Here is a 15,074-nt window from a genome sequence, read left to right as displayed (position 1 = left end):
GTGTGGTAGCAAAGTAATGCACCACGTCACGACAACACCATATCCCAAAGGTCATGGTGACCTGCGACCACTCGCCGGCGTTGCCCGGTTTCAGCTAGATGAAAACGCAGGCTATACTCGGGACAGTTCCGTACCCCACGCCGGAACGACCAGAACCCGTATACCGGAAACGACATCATGCGCCCGCAGCCGCTCGCCGCTTGTCTTGCTCTGGCCGTCCTCCTGCCCTTCGGGGTTGCCGTCCAGGCCGCACCTGCTCCTGCCGTACCCGCGCCACCCGCCGCTGCCCCGGCAGCCGCGCCCGCCGCCCCGCCTGCCCTGACCGGCAGCTTCGACAATGGCCGCGTGCTGGCCTACACCTGCCAGGGGTGCCACGGCATCACCGGCTACAAGAACGCGTACCCCAGCTACCGGGTGCCCAAGATCGGTGGGCAGACCCAGCAGTACCTCAGCCAGGCGCTGAGCGAGTACCGCCAGGGCAAACGCCGGCATCCCACGATGCAGGCGCAGTCCATGAGTTTCTCTGAACAGGAGATCGCCGATCTCGCTGTTTACCTGTCCACCGTCAAATAAGCGCGCTCATGACGAAAGCCACGCCCTTCAAGCGTCACGCCATCGCCCTGTCCGTTGCCCTGCTGCTGGCTGCCTGTTCGCAGTCGCAGGTGGAAAACAGCGCAGATTCCGCCGCCGACCCGGGCCACGCCAGTGGCGAGCACGGGTCAGGCTCCTCCGCCGGCCTGCCGGCAGGCCGCATCGCCGCCGGTGAAGCGCGGGCCAAGGTCAAGGGCAAGGCGACCGGGCAGAGCTGCATCGACTGCCACGGCGCCGACGGCAACCAGCCGATCGACCCGACCTACCCGAAGCTGGGTGGGCAGTACGGCGATTACCTGGCCCACGCCCTGCAGGCCTACCGCGCCGGGGACCGCCAGCATCCGCTGATGACCGGGCAGGCCACCGACCTGAGCGACCAGGACATTGCCGACCTGGCCGCGTATTTCGGTTCGCGGCCGAGCCAGCTCAGGGATCTGCACGGGGTCAAATGATCTGCGCGCCATGTGTGATCCCACGGGGTCCGTGGGACACGCATGGCGTGTCGCTACGATCCAACGCCATGGTCCTGCGCACGTAAGAATTCGTAGGGACACGCCATGCGTGTCCACCGCGCGCAGCGCGGCCCAAGCATCCGAAGGCATTACAACGCCGCCCCCGGCACCGGGACCGGCGTTTGGATCCGCCGAAGCCGCGGATCAGGCGTCCAGTTCTTCCCACCGCGCGTAGGCGGCATCCAGCTCAGCCTGCACCGCACCCAGCTTCTGGGTGTGTGCGGCCATGTCCGGCGCGCTGCGCTGGTAGAACGCGGGATCGTTCATCGCGGCGGTCAGGCCTTCGACATCCTTTTCCAGCGTTTCGATCTTCAACGGCAGCTGCTCCAGCTCGCGCGCGTCCTTGTAGCTGAGCTTGCGCTTGGGCGCGGCCGGTTCGGCGCTGGCCGCCGGCGCCGGTGCCGCTGCGGGACGTGGCCCGGCAACCGCTGCCGGTGCTGCTGCAGCCGCCGCTTCCACGCGTGCCGCATGCCGCTGCCAGTCGGTGTAGCCACCCACGTACTCGCCGACCACGCCATCGCCTTCCATCATCATCGTGGAGGTCACCACGTTGTCGAGGAAGTCGCGGTCATGGCTGACCAGCAGCAGCGTGCCGGTGTAATCACCGAGCAGCTCTTCGAGCAGCTCCAGCGTTTCCACGTCGAGATCGTTGGTCGGTTCGTCCATCACCAGCAGGTTGGAGGGCTGCGCGAACAGCTTGGCCAGCAGCAGCCGGTTGCGCTCGCCACCGGACAGCCGGGTGATCGGCGCGCGCGCACGCTCGGGCGTGAACAGGAAATCCTGCAGGTACGCATGCACGTGCTTGCGCTTGCCGTTGACCTCGAGGAAATCGCGGCCTTCGGCCACGTTCTCGATCGCGGTCCAGTCCTCGCGCAGCACCGAACGGTACTGGTCGAAGTAGGCGATCTGCAGGTTGGTGCCGGCGCGCACTTCGCCGCTGTCCGGCGCCAGGTCGCCCAGCAGCAGCTTGAGCAGCGTGGTCTTGCCGCTGCCGTTGGGACCGATCAGGCCGATCCGGTCGCCGCGCAGGATGGTGGTGCTGAAATCCTTGACCATCACCCGCTCGCCGAACGCGAACGAAATGTCCTTGACGTCGATCACCTTCTTGCCGGAATTCTCCGCCTGCGACGCTTCCATGCGCACGTTGCCGCCGAGTTCACGGCGCTGCGAACGCTCGCTGCGCATCGCCTTCAGGCGGCGCACGCGGCCTTCGTCGCGGGTGCGGCGGGCCTTGATGCCCTGGCGGATCCAGACTTCTTCCTGCGCCAGCATCTTGTCGAAGCGCGCGTTTTCCTGTGCCTGCGCGTTCAAGCGCTCTTCGCGGCGGCGTTCGTAGTTGGCCCAGTCGCCCGGCCAGCTGGTGACCTGGCCGCGATCGATCTCGACGATGCGGGTGGCCAGCGCACGCAGGAAGCGGCGGTCATGGGTGACGAACACCACGCTGCCGTTCCAGTTCTTGAGGAACATTTCCAGCCAGTCGATGGCTTCGATGTCCAGGTGGTTGGTCGGTTCGTCCAGCAGCAGCAGGTCCGGCGCGGACACCAGCGCGCGGCCGAGCAGCACGCGGCGCTTCATGCCGCCGGACAGGCGCGCGAATTCGGCATCGCCGTCCAGGTCGAGCTTGGTCAGCGTTTCGCTCACACGCTGGTCCAGTCCCCAGCCGTTGGCGGCATCGATCTTGGCCTGCACCGCCGACAGCGCATCGCCATCGAACTCGTCGGCCACGCTGAGGTGGTGGAATTCGGCCAGCCACTGGCCCAGCTCGCCCAGGCCATCGGCGACCACGTCGAACACGCTGCCGGCCGCGCCGTGCGGCACTTCCTGCTCCAGCCGGGTGATGCGCACCCCCTGCTGCACGCGCACTTCTCCGTCGTCGGGCTTGTGGTCGCCGGACAGCAGCTTGAGCAGGGTGGATTTGCCGGCGCCGTTGCGGCCGATCAGGGCGATGCGTTCGCCCGGCTCGATCGACAGTTCGGCTTTTTCCAGCAACAGCGGGCCGCCGACGCTGAAGTCGACGTTTTGCAGAGTAATCAGAGGCATCCCGCCATTGTACGGGCTGGCGGCCTGCGGCGTCGCTCAGCCGGACGCAAAAGCGGATGCCGGCAGCCCCAGCAGTGCGACCAGTTCCGCCGGCACCCGCTTGCCCGGGTGGCGCACCACCCACAGTTGGCGCGACAGGGGCGGCAGCGGGGTCTGCAGGACCCGCAGGCTGCCCAGCGCGATCAGGTCGGCCACCGCGTGCCGCGACAGGCAGGCCAGGCCCAGCCCCGCCGCCGCGGCCTGCTTGATCGCCTCGGTGCTGCCCAGCTGCATGGCGCGCCCGAAGTGGTGCAGGTGCGGCAGCAGGGCCTGTTCAACCGCCTCGCGGGTGCCCGAACCGGGCTCGCGCAGCAGCCAGCGCGCCGCGGCCAGTGACGCGACATCCACCGCATCCGGCAACGGCGAGGCGGCCGCAGCCACGATGACCAGGGCATCGCGCTGCCAGGGCAGCACCTCCAGGCCGCTTTCGTGGCACGGTCCTTCGATCACGCCCAGGTCGACCTCCAACCGCTGCACCGCCGCCACCACGTCGGCGCTGTTGCCGATGCGCAGGTCCACCTGGGCCTGCGGATTGGCCGCCAGCAACGAAGCCACCCGGGTAGGCAGCAGGTAATTGCCGATGGTGGTGCTCGCGCCTATCCGCAACTGCAGGGCCAGTGTGCCGGCCGCGTGCGACTGCCCTGCCCCGGCCTGCTGTTCCAGCTCCCTCGCCGCCACCAGCAGCGCGCGGGCTGGGTCCAGCAGCGCGCGCCCGGTGGCGTTGAGCACCAGCCGGCGCCCGATCCGGTCAAACAGCGGTGCGGGAAGCTGCCCCTCCAGTTCGTTGAGCGCGGCGCTGGTCGCCGACTGCGACAGCTGGAGCTGGGCGCCTGCCGCTGCGGTGGATCCGGCATCGGCCACGCTCACGAAAACCTGCCATTGGCGCAGCGTCAGACGCATCGTGGCGTAACCTTCTTTATAGGTTGATTTGACACAAACAATGCGTTTTACCAATTGATTGGTCAAGGGCACGCTGTAGCCCTGTTTCGACGAGAGCGAACCGTGACCACTTCAATGGCGAGCGCCCCCACCCCGGGTGCATTCCAACGCTGGCGCAGCCGGCTGCCCGGCCTGCTGCTGACCGCCATCCTTGCGGCGGCGGGCATCGGCCTGTCCTCCGTGCCATGGCTGCAGGCGCACGGCATCAGTGCACTCACCCTAGCCATCGTGCTGGGCATCGCACTGGGCAACACCGTGTACCCGCACCTGGCGGCATCGTCGGCAGACGGCGTGGGCTTCGCCAAGCACTGGCTGCTGCGCGCCGGCATCGTCCTGTACGGCATGCGCCTGACCTTCCAGGACATCGGCCAGGTCGGCGCAGGCGGCGTGCTGATTGACGCACTGGTACTGACCAGCACCTTCGGGCTGGCGTGGTGGGCCGGAACCCGCTGGTTCGGGATAGACCGCGATACCGCGATGCTGATCGGCGCCGGCAGCGCCATCTGCGGAGCGGCCGCGGTGATGGCCGCCGCGCCGGTGGTACGCGGCCGCGCCGAACAGGCCACCGTGGCGGTGTCGACCGTGGTGGTGTTCGGCACGCTGGCGATGTTCCTGTATCCGGCGCTGTACCGGCTGAACCTGGAACACGCCTGGCTGGCGCTGGGCGAACAGGCCTATGGGGTGTTCACCGGCTCGACGGTGCATGAAGTGGCCCAGGTGGTGGCGGCCGGGCGCGCGGTCAGCGAAAGCGCCGCCGATACCGCCGTGATCGCCAAGATGGTGCGCGTGATGATGCTGGCCCCGTTCCTGGTGGCGCTGTCGCTGCTGCTGGCGCGCGGCCATGCGACGCAGCCCGGCGCGGCGCGGGCGAAGATCGTGGTGCCCTGGTTTGCGTTCGGTTTCGTGGCCGTGGCGGGCATCAACTCGCTGCACCTGCTGCCGCCCGCCGTGGTCGGCGCGGCCATCGATCTGGATACCGTGCTGCTGGCCATGGCGATGGCCGCGCTGGGCCTGACCACCCACGTGTCCGCCCTGCGCCGGGCGGGGCCGAAGCCACTGCTGCTGGCGCTGCTGCTGTTTGCATGGCTGCTCGGCGGTGGGTTGGGGATCAACCTGGCGGTTCACTGGCTGATCGGCTGAGCGGGTAGAATGTGGCATGAACGAATTCTCCGAACTGCCCCTGTCGGCCTCGCTGGCGGCGGGCATCGACGCGCTGGGCTATACCCAGATGACTCCCGTGCAGGCGCAGGCGCTGCCCGCCATCCTCGCCCGTCGCGACCTGATCGCCCAGGCGCCCACCGGCAGCGGCAAGACCGCCGCCTTCGGACTGGGGCTGCTGCAGGCGCTGGACCCGGCGGTGATCCGCGCGCAGGCGCTGGTGCTGTGCCCCACCCGCGAACTGGCCGACCAGGTCGGCAAGCAGATCCGCAAGCTGGCCACCGGCATTCCCAACCTCAAGCTGGTGGTGCTGACCGGTGGCATGCCGCTGGCGCCCCAGCTGGCGTCGCTGGAAGCACACGACCCGCACGTGGTGGTCGGCACACCCGGTCGCATCCAGGAACTGGGCCGCAAGCGCGCCCTGAAGCTGGGCGGGGTGACCACGCTGGTGCTGGACGAAGCCGACCGCATGCTCGACATGGGCTTTGAAGAACCGATCCGCGAAATCGCAGGGCGCACCAGCAAGGACCGCCAGACGCTGCTGTTCTCGGCCACCTACCCCGACGAGATCCGCGAGATCGCGCGCGTGCTGCTGCGCGATCCGGTGGAAGTGACCGTGGAAGGCGCCGACCACGCCCCGGCGATCCGCCACCTGTTCTGCGAAGTGGACCTGGCCAGCAAGCAGAAGGCGCTGGCCGGCCTGCTGCTGAAGTACACGCCGGAATCGACCGTGGTGTTCTGCAACACCCGCCGCGACGTGGATGACGTGGCCGTATCGCTGCAGCAGTTCGGCTTCTCCGCGTTGCCGCTGCATGGCGAAATGGAGCAGCGCGACCGTGACGAAGTGCTGGTGCGCTTCGCCAACCGCAGCTGCAACGTGCTGGTGGCCAGCGACGTGGCCGCGCGCGGGCTGGACGTGCAGGACCTGGCGGCGGTGATCAATTACGAGCTGCCCACCGACATTGAAACCTACGAACACCGCGTGGGCCGCACCGGCCGCGCCGGCGCCACCGGGCTGGCGATCAGCCTGGTGACCCACCGCGAGCGCAACCGCGCCGATTCGCTGGAAGCGGCGCAGGGCAAGCCGCTGGACTGGCAGAAGACCCCGCTGGCCACCGCACGCCCGGCGGTACTGCCGCAGGCGGCGATGGAAACGCTGCGCATCGACGGCGGCAAGACCGACAAGCTGCGTCCCGGCGACATCCTGGGTGCATTGACCGGCGATGCCGGGCTGTCGGCCAAGGTGATCGGCAAGATCGACATCTACGCCACCCGTTCCTACGTGGCGATCGCCCGCGAACACGTGGGCAAGGCCATCGCCCGCCTGGAAGCGGGCAAGATCAAGGGCCGGCGTTTCCGCGTGCGGAAGATGTAATCAGTACACCAGGTTCGCGACCAGCGGCACATCGCTGGTCCAGCGTTCGCGGCCGCCGAGGCCGGCCAGTTCGACCAGCACGGCGGCGCCGAGCACCTCGACCTGCAGCTGCCTGGCCAGCGACAGCGCGGCCAGCAGCGTGCCGCCGGTGGCGAGCACGTCGTCCACCACCAGCACGCGCGCGCCGGGCGGCAATGCATCGGCATGCACTTCGATGCTGTCGGTGCGGTATTCCAGGGTGTAGTCCTGCTTCAGCGTGCGGCCGGGCAGCTTGCCCGGCTTGCGCACGGGCACGAAGCCCACGCCCAGTACACGGGCCATCGCCGCGCCGAGGATGAAGCCGCGCGACTCGATGCCCATCACCGCATCCAGCCGTGCCTCGCGCCACGGCGCGACCATCGCATCGATGGCGGCGGCGAAATCATCGCCATCGGCCAGCAGCGGCATGATGTCCTTGAACAGGATGCCCGGCTTGGGGAAATCAGCGACGTCGCGCAGGCGGCCGGCCCAGGCGGGCGTGGCGGGAAGATCGGTCATGGCGGAAGACAACGAATGGGTGGCATAGGGTAACCCGGCCTCATGAACTGCAGGACAGCGTCGAGCAGCCGGCCTTGTTGCGCGCCCACTCCGGCCGCTTGGCCGCGTAGTGTTCACGCCCGGGCTGGACCTCATACGGACGCCGCAGCACCTCCTGCAGCGTGTGCACGCCACTGAGGTCGCCCTGCCCGGCCAGTTCGATGGCTTCCTGCGCCAGCCAGTTGCGCAGCACGTACAGCGGATTGGCCACGGACATGCGCTCCCTGCGCTGCACGGAGTCGAGGGCGTCCGCCTGCAGCCTGGTCGCATACCGATGCAACCACTGCTGGAGCGCAGGCAGCACGGCCTCACGTCGCGCCTCGCTGTAGAACGCCTCTTCCAGTACGGCGAGCCGGGGCGCCTGCGGATCGAGGTCGATCAGGCCACGGAACGCGAGCGTCATGTCCATCTCGCCATCGTGCAGGAGCGTCAGCCAGTCGGCCATCAATGCCAGGTCCGCATCCTGGCACTCGGCGAGGCCGAGCTTGGCGGAAATGTCGTCACGCTCGCAGCGCGCATGCACGGCCTGGAAACGCGCCAGACCTTCGTGCAGCGGCGCCACGTCCTCGAACAGCGGCGACAGCGCCTGCGCCAGCCGGGTCAGGTTCCAGTACGCCACCTGCGGCTGGGTGCCGAAGCGGTAACGGCGGCCCTGCGCATCGGTGGTGTTGGGGGTCCAGTCGGGATCGTAGTCGTCCACCCAGCCATACGGGCCGTAATCGATGGTGAGGCCGAGGATGGACAGGTTGTCGGTGTTCATCACCCCGTGCACGAAGCCCACCCGCATCCAGTGCGCCACCAGCACCGCCGTGCGCTCGCAGACCTGCGCGAACCAGGCGGCGTACCGTTGTTCGCCGGCATCGTCCAGTTCGGGAAAATCGCGCGCGATGCACAGGTCGGCCAGCTGCCGCAGCAATGTCAGGTCACCGCGCGACGCGGGCAGCTCGAAGCTGCCAAAGCGCAGGAACGAGGGCGCCACCCGGCACACCACCGCGCCCGGTTCCGCTTCGGGATGGCCGTCGTAGAACATGTCGCGCACCACGCTGTCACCCGTGGCCACCAGGCTGAGCGCGCGCGTGGTCGGCACGCCCAGGTGATGCATCGCTTCGCTGCAGAGGAATTCGCGGATCGACGAGCGCAGCACGGCGCGGCCGTCGGCGCCGCGCGAATACGGTGTGCGTCCCGCCCCCTTCAGCTGCAGCTCCCAGCGCGCACCCTCCGGCGCCAGCAGCTCGCCCAGTGAAATGGCGCGACCGTCGCCGAGCTGGCCGGCCCAGTGCCCGAACTGATGCCCGCCATAGTTGGCGGCCCAGGGCTGCATGCCGTCATACAGGGCGTTGCCGCCGAACACGCGGGCAAAATCCGGGCTGTCCAGCAGATCCTGGCCCAGACCCAACTGCTCCGCGAGTCCAGGCGAGTACGCCAGCAGCGTGGGCGCGGCCACCGGCGTGGGCATCACCGCCGACCACGCCGCGCCGCGCACCTCGCGCACGCGGGGGCCGGTTTCGTCGTCGCCGGGCAGGTCCCGGATGAATCGGTTGTCGAAGCGCAGCGGTTCAGTGCTCATCACGACAAGGTGGGGGCACCGGCACGCCCCCGCAAGCTCAGGCCGCGCCCGCGCCCAGGTCGAGCGGGCCACCGCGCTCCACGGCACGCTGGAACGCGGGGCGCTGTGCGATCCGGGCCAGGTATGCCTGCAGCTTGGGGTAGCGCTCCATGCTGCCGGCGCGTGCGGCCGCGGCCTGGATCGGGAAGCTCATCTGGATGTCGGCGGCGGTGAAGCGCTCACCCGCGAACCAGGGCGAGCTGGCCAGTTCGCGCTCCATCCAGTCCAGGTGCAGCTTCAACTGCGGGCCAACGAAGCCCTTCATCACCTTGTCGGCGATTCCGCGCGCGATGGGTTTGGCGAAGAACGGCATCGGCGCCTTGCGTACCCGCGCGAACACCAGGCTCATCAGCAGCGGTGGCATTGCCGACCCTTCGGCGTAATGCATCCAGTAGCGGTAGCGCACGCGCTCGGCGGCCTGCGCCGGCATCGGCTCGGGCGACAGCTGGCGGCCACTGTCGTAGCGGTCAGCGAGGTATTCCAGGATCGCGCCGGATTCGGCCATGACCAGGGCATCGTCCTGCAGCACGGGCGATTTGCCCAGCGGATGGATGTTGCGCAGCGCCTGCGGGGCCAGCCAGGTTTTCGGGTCACGCTGGTAGGTAACCAGCTGGTATGGCAGGTTCAGCTCTTCAAGCATCCACAGCACGCGCTGTGAGCGCGAGTGGTCCAGATGGTGCACCTTGATCATCGGCAGGTCCGCAGGGGGGCAAACGCCCATGCTACCCGCAATAAAAAACGCCGGAAGCTTTCGCTCCCGGCGTTCTTGGCACCTTGCGGTGGCAGGAGCCTATTAGGCGGCCTGCACCTGGTCAGCCTGCATGCCCTTCTGGCCCTGCACGGCGACGAAGGTCACCTTCTGGCCTTCCTGCAGCGACTTGAAGCCGGTGCCCTGGATGGCACGGAAGTGCACGAACAGGTCCGGGCCGCTTTCCGGGGTGATGAAGCCGAAGCCCTTGGCATCGTTGAACCACTTGACGGTACCGCTCTGACGATCAGACATGTAACTAACTCCTGAAACATAAGTTGAAATAATCGCGACCACCGGATTTCCGGAGCCGAGACTGAGTTGCAGGCGTTGGTAAAGCGGATCGATGAGCGGATCGTGAGATCAACCGCATCAGGCCACGATTCACGGTGACCCTAGCAAACACAGTGTGGGGGACGATACGCGTCTTTTACCGAAAAAGCGATAGCTGGGTTATTCAGCCACCTCCCCCCTCCCGCCTGACAGGACAAGGGATTGGGGAATCCTACACGAATTCCGACACCCTATTCATGTATTTACCGCCTTAATTTCAGCCAAACGGCAGTCCCACCGGCCCTAAAGGTTCAGACCGCTGCTGAACTGTCTTGGCTCGCGGGTCAACGGATCCTCGAACGCGAGGGCCTTCGCCAGCAGTTGAAGCGCAGGTGCGGAAGCGCCCTGCCCGGCCGGGTTCAGTTCCGGATACAGGTCATCCCCGCAGATCGGCGCCCCCAACGCGGCCATATGCACCCGCAGTTGGTGCTTGCGGCCGGTCTCTGGAAGCAGGCGATAGCGCCAGAACGGGCCCGCCGCGTCGATCACCTCCACCCGGGTCCGCGCATTCGGCTCGCCCGGGGCCTCGGTCATGCGCAAGAACGGCTCGCCCGGCACCAGCCGGCTGTGCCGCTCCAGCGGAAACGCCAGCCCGGGCAGTCCCGGCGCGATGGCCTCATAGGTCTTCACGATGCGCCGCTCACGGAACAACCGCTGGTACGCATCGCGCGTCTCAGGGCGCGTAGAGAACAGCACCAGACCCGCCGTCAGCCGGTCCAGCCGATGCAACGGCACCAGGTGGGGATTGCCGGTCCGCGCAACGAGCCGCGCCAGCAGGGTCTGCTGCACGTACCCGCCAGCCGGGGTCACCGGCAGAAAGTGCGGTTTGTCCGCCACCAGCAGGTGCGCGTCGACATGCACGATGGCCTCCTGGCGCGGAATCACCGGCTCGTCCGCCACCTCACGGAAGTAGTGGATCTCCAGCCCCACCTGCCAGGGGTGGTCGGCCGCCAGCGCCCTGCCCTGCGCATCGCGCACCCGGCCCCGCGCGAACCGGTCCTGCCATTGGGTACGGTCGATGCGCGGGAACCGCGCACACAGCCCATCCAGCAGGCAGCGCCAGTCGCCCGGGGGCAACTGCAGGCGGCTGGCGGCAACGTGGCCGGTAATCGGATCGGACGGGTGCATACCCCACGCATTATCATGGTGCTCTTTGTTTACGGTACCCCCATGGCCCTCACCGCCACCATCCGCAAGGCCCAACTGCAGATCAGCGACATGGATCGTGGCTACTACGCCACCCATAACCTGACCCTGGCCCAGCACCCGTCGGAAACCGATGAGCGCCTGATGGTGCGCATGCTGACCTTTGCCCTGAACGCCGACGAACGGCTGGAATTCGGCCGCGGACTGAGCGTGGACGACGAGCCGGACCTGTGGCGCCGGGACTACACCGGCGACATCGAACTGTGGATCGATCTGGGCCAACCGGACGAATCCCGCCTGCGCAAGGCCAGTGGGCGTGCCCGCGCGGTGCAGCTGGTGATGTACGGCAGCAGCAACCTCACCGACACCTGGTGGAAGCGCAACAGCGCGGCGTTGAACAAGCTGGCGTCGCTGGAGGTCATGGACCTGCCGGGCGACCTCGTCACCGAGCTTGGCGAGCAGATCGAGCGCACCATGCGCTGGGACGTGATGATCCAGGACGGCGAAGTGCGGCTGATCTCGGACACGAAGGAACTGACCTTCACCCCGACCTGGCGCAAGCAGAAGCCGCAGGCCTGATCCAGCGCCGATGAGTACGATCCGCTGCGATGTCCTGGTGATCGGTGCCGGCGCTGCCGGGCTGATGTGCGCGCTTACTGCCGGCCGGCGCGGGCGCATGGTGCAGGTGATCGACCATGCCAACAAGGTCGGCAAGAAGATCCTGATGTCCGGCGGTGGCCGCTGCAACTTCACCAACACCGGCACCACCCCGGCCAACTTCCTGTCGGCCAACCCGCACTTCTGCAAGTCCGCGCTGGCGCGCTACACGCCATGGGACTTCATCGACTTGGTCGAGCGGCACGGCATCGCCTACCACGAGAAGGAGCTGGGCCAGCTGTTCTGCGACATCTCGTCCAAGCAGATCGTGCGCATGCTGGTGGACGAATGCACGGCCGCCGGCGCGCAGATCCGGACCGACTGCGCGGTGGAGAAGGTCGAGCGCGGTGCGGACGGCTTCCACGTGCAGACCGCGCAGGGCCGCTTCCATGCCGCCTCGCTGGTGGTCGCCACCGGCGGCCTGTCCATCCCCAGCCTGGGGGCCACCGGCTTCGGCTACGAGCTGGCCCGCCAGTTCGGCCACGAGGTGCTGCCGACCCGCGCCGGGCTGGTACCACTGACCCTGAGCGGCAAGCACCAGGAGCGCTTCCATGACCTGAGCGGGGTCGCGCTGCCGATCGCGGCGCGCTGCAACGACATGGAGTTCCGCAACTCGATGCTGATCACCCATCGCGGCATCAGCGGCCCGGCGATCCTGCAGATCTCCTCGTTCTGGCAACCGGGCGACGACCTGCGCCTGGACCTGCTTCCGGGACAGGATGCCGAAGACTGGCTGCGCACCATGAAACGCGACCGGGGCGCGGCCGAGCTGCGCACGGTATTGTCCGAGGTGCTGCCGCGCCGGTTGGCGCTGCGCCTGTGCGAACACTGGCTGCCGGACCGTCCGGTGCGCCAGATCGACGAGCGCGAGCTGCGCCAGGCCGCCGCCCTGCTGCAGGATTTCCCACTGGTGGCCAGCGGCACCGAAGGGTACCGTACCGCGGAGGTCACGCTGGGGGGCGTGGACACCCGCAAGGTGTCGTCCAGCACGTTCGAGTCGCAGCTGGTGCCGGGGCTCCATTTCGTCGGCGAAGTGCTGGATGTCACCGGCTGGCTGGGGGGATACAACTTCCAGTGGGCCTGGGCCAGCGGCCATGCCGCCGGCCAGGTCGTGTAGCGGCCCTTTCATTCCGTGATCGGCGCCCGCCGCCGGCATGGACGAAGTCACATGCATCGTGTATCAAGTTTGCAGTCCGGGGAGTAGTGAATGCAGAACGCGAATGACATCACCGTCCGCCTGCTGATCGTGGATGACAGCGGCGAGAACGCCGAAACCATCGTCAGCATGCTGCGCAACAGCGGCATTGCCGTGCGCCCGGCGCGCCCGCAGAACGTCGAGGAGCTGGGCCAGATCATCGGCGGCCAGCCGATCGACCTGGTGCTGGCCGCGCCCGCGCAGAGCATCCCGCTGCTGCAGGTGACCCAGCAGATCGCGGCCAGCGGCAAGGACATTCCGATGATCCTGCTGGCCGAGACCATCAACGAAACCGAATGGGTGGAAGCCAGTGCCAACGGCATCCGCGCGGTGGCCCTGCGCAGCCGCCCCGAGCACCTGCTGGCGGTGGTGCGCAACGAGTGGACCGACCTGCACGCGCGCCGTGGCCTGCGCCGCATCGAGGCGCAGATGCGCGAGACCGAGCGCCGCTGCGACGCGCTGATCTCCTCCTCGCGCGACCCGATCGCCTACGTCCACGAGGGCATGCACATCCGCGCCAACGAGGCGTACCTGGAGATGTTCGGGTTCGAATCGTTCGACGACGTGGAAGGCATTTCGCTGCTGGACATGGTCGCCCCGCAGCACGTGGACGGCTTCAAGCAGCTGCTCAAGTCGCTGAGCAAGGGCGAAGCGCCGCCGCCGCAGTACCAGGTGGACGCGCGCAACCAGGACGGGGCGGTGTTCGCCGCCACGATGGAATTCACCCCGGCCACCTATGAAGGCGAAAGCTGCCTGCAGGTGGTGTTCCGCCGCCGCATGGAATTCGACCCGGAGCTGGCCCGCGAGGTGGAGGACCTGCGCCAGCGCGACCAGGTCACTGGCCTTCTCAACCGCCAGACCTTCATGCTGCACGTGGAAAACGCGGTGGCCCAGGCCGGCCGCAGCGAGGGCCGGTTCGGCCTGCTGCTGATCGAACCGGACCACTACGCGCGCCTGCTGCCGGACATCGGGCTGGACTCGGCCGATGCCCTGATCGCAGCGCTGGCGCGGGTGCTGGCCGACACCGTCGGCGACACCGCGCAGTTGGCCCGCTTCGGCGAGCACAGCCTGGCGGTGCTGACCGAAGGTGCGTTCGCCCAGACCGAGGCACTGGCGGACCGGATCCGCGAGGCGTTCGCGGCGCAGGTGTTCAGCATCGGCGAGCGTTCGGCCACGGTCACGGTCAGCATTGGCGGTGTACAGGTCGGCGAGAAGATCGCGAGCATCGGCCAGGTGCTGGCGCGCGCCACCGAATGCCAGCAGGCTGCATCGGAGCTGGGCAACACCAGCCGGATCTTCGATCCGGCGGCAGTGGACCGCGTGGAAGAAGAACGCATCCAGCGCTGGGTGGCCCGGATCAACGAGGCGCTGGCCGGCGACGGCTTCCAGCTGCATTACCAGCCGGTGCTCAACCTGGGCGGCGAACCGCTGGAGCTGTACGAGGCGTACCTGCGCCTGGACAACAACGGCGAGCTGCTCAGCCCGACCGCTTTCCTGGGCATTGCCGAGGAGCACGGGCTGCTGGCGGACATCAACCGCTGGGTGGTGGCGCATGCGATCAGCGTGCTGGGCGAGCGCGCGCGCGCGGGCCATGCCACGCACATGATGGTGAAGATCACGCCGGAGTCGTTCAACGACCCGCAGATGGTGGCCACCATCCGCCGCGAGCTGGAGGCGCACGGCGTACCGGGCGAGCGGCTGTGGCTGCATGCACCGGAAGCGAAGGTGTTCACCCATCTGCGCAACGCGCAGCAGTTCCTGGCCGACGTGGCACCGCTGGGGTGCCGGATCGGCCTGGAGCAGTTCGGCTCGGGCCTGGATTCGTTCCAGCTGCTGGCGCACTTCCAGCCGCAGTTCCTCAAGCTGGACCGCGACTTCACCAGCGACTTCGCCCGCACCCGCGAGAACAGCGAGAAGATTGCCGAAATCACCACCCGCGCGCAGGAGGCCAACATCCGCACCATCGCCGAGTTCGTCGCCGACAACGGCTCGATGAGCCTGTTGTTCAGTGCCGGGGTTGATTACGTGCAGGGTGAATTCGTGGGGCCTGCCGCGCCTGCGATGAACTTTGATTTTGGTTGATTGCTGACAGCAAAAGCAGGGGCCTGCGGTTTCACTGTTTTGGGCCGGCGGGGGTGGGTTTGCGGGACACGCCGTGA

At 67.9% G+C, this 15,074-nt stretch carries 14 protein-coding genes; 7 read left to right on the top strand and 7 right to left on the bottom strand.

Going from position 1 to position 15,074, the window contains the following annotated elements; all coding sequences use genetic code 11:
* Window positions 1–177 precede the first annotated feature (177 nt).
* Window positions 178–573 carry a c-type cytochrome gene (locus AC06E7_RS15785; RefSeq protein WP_068851249.1) on the top strand — a complete coding sequence of 132 codons (396 nt, stop codon included), beginning with the start codon at window positions 178–180 and terminating at the stop codon, window positions 571–573.
* Between the two features lie 8 nt (window positions 574–581).
* The gene (locus AC06E7_RS15780; protein WP_320458534.1) at window positions 582–1,043 is read left to right on the top strand and encodes a c-type cytochrome; all 462 of its coding nucleotides are present in this window, start codon (window positions 582–584) and stop codon (window positions 1,041–1,043) included.
* Window positions 1,044–1,247: 204 nt separating this feature from the next.
* On the opposite strand, the gene AC06E7_RS15775 is transcribed toward AC06E7_RS15780, so the two are convergent.
* Both AC06E7_RS15775 and AC06E7_RS15770 read right to left on the bottom strand, forming a co-directional pair.
* Window positions 1,248–3,143: an ATP-binding cassette domain-containing protein gene (locus AC06E7_RS15775; protein ID WP_478065294.1), complete on the bottom strand. Its 1,896-nt coding sequence runs from the start codon at window positions 3,141–3,143 to the stop codon at window positions 1,248–1,250.
* Window positions 3,144–3,179: 36 nt separating this feature from the next.
* The gene (locus AC06E7_RS15770) at window positions 3,180–4,082 is read right to left on the bottom strand and encodes a LysR family transcriptional regulator (protein ID WP_478065293.1); all 903 of its coding nucleotides are present in this window, start codon (window positions 4,080–4,082) and stop codon (window positions 3,180–3,182) included.
* A gap of 114 nt (window positions 4,083–4,196) precedes the next feature.
* On the opposite strand from AC06E7_RS15770, the gene AC06E7_RS15765 reads away from it, so the two are divergent.
* Window positions 4,197–5,261, top strand: a complete 1,065-nt coding sequence (locus AC06E7_RS15765) for a YeiH family protein (protein WP_478065383.1) — start codon at window positions 4,197–4,199, stop codon at window positions 5,259–5,261.
* Window positions 5,262–5,277: 16 nt separating this feature from the next.
* Window positions 5,278–6,654, top strand: a complete 1,377-nt coding sequence (gene dbpA / locus AC06E7_RS15760; protein ID WP_478065292.1) for an ATP-dependent RNA helicase DbpA — start codon at window positions 5,278–5,280, stop codon at window positions 6,652–6,654.
* Here dbpA and AC06E7_RS15755 read toward each other — a convergent pair whose 3' ends face one another.
* The 5 genes from AC06E7_RS15755 to AC06E7_RS15735 form a co-directional block, all read right to left on the bottom strand.
* A complete protein-coding gene (locus tag AC06E7_RS15755) occupies window positions 6,655–7,191 on the bottom strand; it encodes an adenine phosphoribosyltransferase (protein ID WP_068851231.1) in 537 nt (178 codons plus the stop codon). It abuts the gene before it with no gap.
* A gap of 40 nt (window positions 7,192–7,231) precedes the next feature.
* A complete protein-coding gene (locus AC06E7_RS15750; protein ID WP_478065291.1) occupies window positions 7,232–8,797 on the bottom strand; it encodes a protein adenylyltransferase SelO in 1,566 nt (521 codons plus the stop codon).
* 37 nt (window positions 8,798–8,834) lie between these two features.
* The gene (locus tag AC06E7_RS15745; protein ID WP_478065290.1) at window positions 8,835–9,527 is read right to left on the bottom strand and encodes a glutathione S-transferase family protein; all 693 of its coding nucleotides are present in this window, start codon (window positions 9,525–9,527) and stop codon (window positions 8,835–8,837) included.
* 102 nt (window positions 9,528–9,629) lie between these two features.
* A complete protein-coding gene (locus AC06E7_RS15740) occupies window positions 9,630–9,839 on the bottom strand; it encodes a cold-shock protein (protein ID WP_068851222.1) in 210 nt (69 codons plus the stop codon).
* Between the two features lie 321 nt (window positions 9,840–10,160).
* Window positions 10,161–11,045 carry a pseudouridine synthase gene (locus tag AC06E7_RS15735; protein ID WP_478065289.1) on the bottom strand — a complete coding sequence of 295 codons (885 nt, stop codon included), beginning with the start codon at window positions 11,043–11,045 and terminating at the stop codon, window positions 10,161–10,163.
* A 42-nt stretch (window positions 11,046–11,087) separates the two neighbouring features.
* Here AC06E7_RS15735 and AC06E7_RS15730 point away from each other — a divergent pair, with 42 nt between their 5' ends.
* The 3 genes from AC06E7_RS15730 to AC06E7_RS15720 all read left to right on the top strand — a co-directional run bounded on the left by AC06E7_RS15730 (window position 11,088) and on the right by AC06E7_RS15720 (window position 14,997).
* Window positions 11,088–11,642: a YaeQ family protein gene (locus tag AC06E7_RS15730; RefSeq protein ID WP_184123933.1), complete on the top strand. Its 555-nt coding sequence runs from the start codon at window positions 11,088–11,090 to the stop codon at window positions 11,640–11,642.
* Between the two features lie 10 nt (window positions 11,643–11,652).
* On the top strand, window positions 11,653–12,837 hold the full coding sequence (locus AC06E7_RS15725; protein WP_478065288.1) for a BaiN/RdsA family NAD(P)/FAD-dependent oxidoreductase: 1,185 nt from the start codon (window positions 11,653–11,655) through the stop codon (window positions 12,835–12,837).
* A gap of 90 nt (window positions 12,838–12,927) precedes the next feature.
* The gene (locus AC06E7_RS15720) at window positions 12,928–14,997 is read left to right on the top strand and encodes a GGDEF/EAL domain-containing response regulator (RefSeq protein WP_478065287.1); all 2,070 of its coding nucleotides are present in this window, start codon (window positions 12,928–12,930) and stop codon (window positions 14,995–14,997) included.
* Window positions 14,998–15,074 lie beyond the last annotated feature (77 nt).

It is taken from the genome of Stenotrophomonas sp. Steno-Z4, from assembly GCF_056393145.1.
The sequence above is the reverse complement of the archived record's forward strand: the minus strand, read 5'-3'. Positions and strand labels throughout refer to the sequence as shown.

What these genes read in the sequence shown, in the direction of transcription:
- AC06E7_RS15785 (WP_068851249.1), top strand. Translation starts at nt 178, where the DNA reads ATGCGCCCGCAGCCGCTCGCCGCTTGTCTTGCTCTGGCCGTCCTCCTG.
- AC06E7_RS15755 (WP_068851231.1), bottom strand. Translation starts at nt 7,191, where the DNA reads ATGACCGATCTTCCCGCCACGCCCGCCTGGGCCGGCCGCCTGCGCGAC.
- AC06E7_RS15745 (WP_478065290.1), bottom strand. Translation starts at nt 9,527, where the DNA reads ATGATCAAGGTGCACCATCTGGACCACTCGCGCTCACAGCGCGTGCTG.
- AC06E7_RS15735 (WP_478065289.1), bottom strand. Translation starts at nt 11,045, where the DNA reads ATGCACCCGTCCGATCCGATTACCGGCCACGTTGCCGCCAGCCGCCTG.
- AC06E7_RS15770 (WP_478065293.1), bottom strand. Translation starts at nt 4,082, where the DNA reads ATGCGTCTGACGCTGCGCCAATGGCAGGTTTTCGTGAGCGTGGCCGAT.
- AC06E7_RS15740 (WP_068851222.1), bottom strand. Translation starts at nt 9,839, where the DNA reads ATGTCTGATCGTCAGAGCGGTACCGTCAAGTGGTTCAACGATGCCAAG.
- AC06E7_RS15780 (WP_320458534.1), top strand. Translation starts at nt 582, where the DNA reads ATGACGAAAGCCACGCCCTTCAAGCGTCACGCCATCGCCCTGTCCGTT.
- dbpA (WP_478065292.1), top strand. Translation starts at nt 5,278, where the DNA reads ATGAACGAATTCTCCGAACTGCCCCTGTCGGCCTCGCTGGCGGCGGGC.
- AC06E7_RS15725 (WP_478065288.1), top strand. Translation starts at nt 11,653, where the DNA reads ATGAGTACGATCCGCTGCGATGTCCTGGTGATCGGTGCCGGCGCTGCC.
- AC06E7_RS15720 (WP_478065287.1), top strand. Translation starts at nt 12,928, where the DNA reads ATGCAGAACGCGAATGACATCACCGTCCGCCTGCTGATCGTGGATGAC.
- AC06E7_RS15750 (WP_478065291.1), bottom strand. Translation starts at nt 8,797, where the DNA reads ATGAGCACTGAACCGCTGCGCTTCGACAACCGATTCATCCGGGACCTG.
- AC06E7_RS15765 (WP_478065383.1), top strand. Translation starts at nt 4,197, where the DNA reads ATGGCGAGCGCCCCCACCCCGGGTGCATTCCAACGCTGGCGCAGCCGG.
- AC06E7_RS15775 (WP_478065294.1), bottom strand. Translation starts at nt 3,143, where the DNA reads ATGCCTCTGATTACTCTGCAAAACGTCGACTTCAGCGTCGGCGGCCCG.
- AC06E7_RS15730 (WP_184123933.1), top strand. Translation starts at nt 11,088, where the DNA reads ATGGCCCTCACCGCCACCATCCGCAAGGCCCAACTGCAGATCAGCGAC.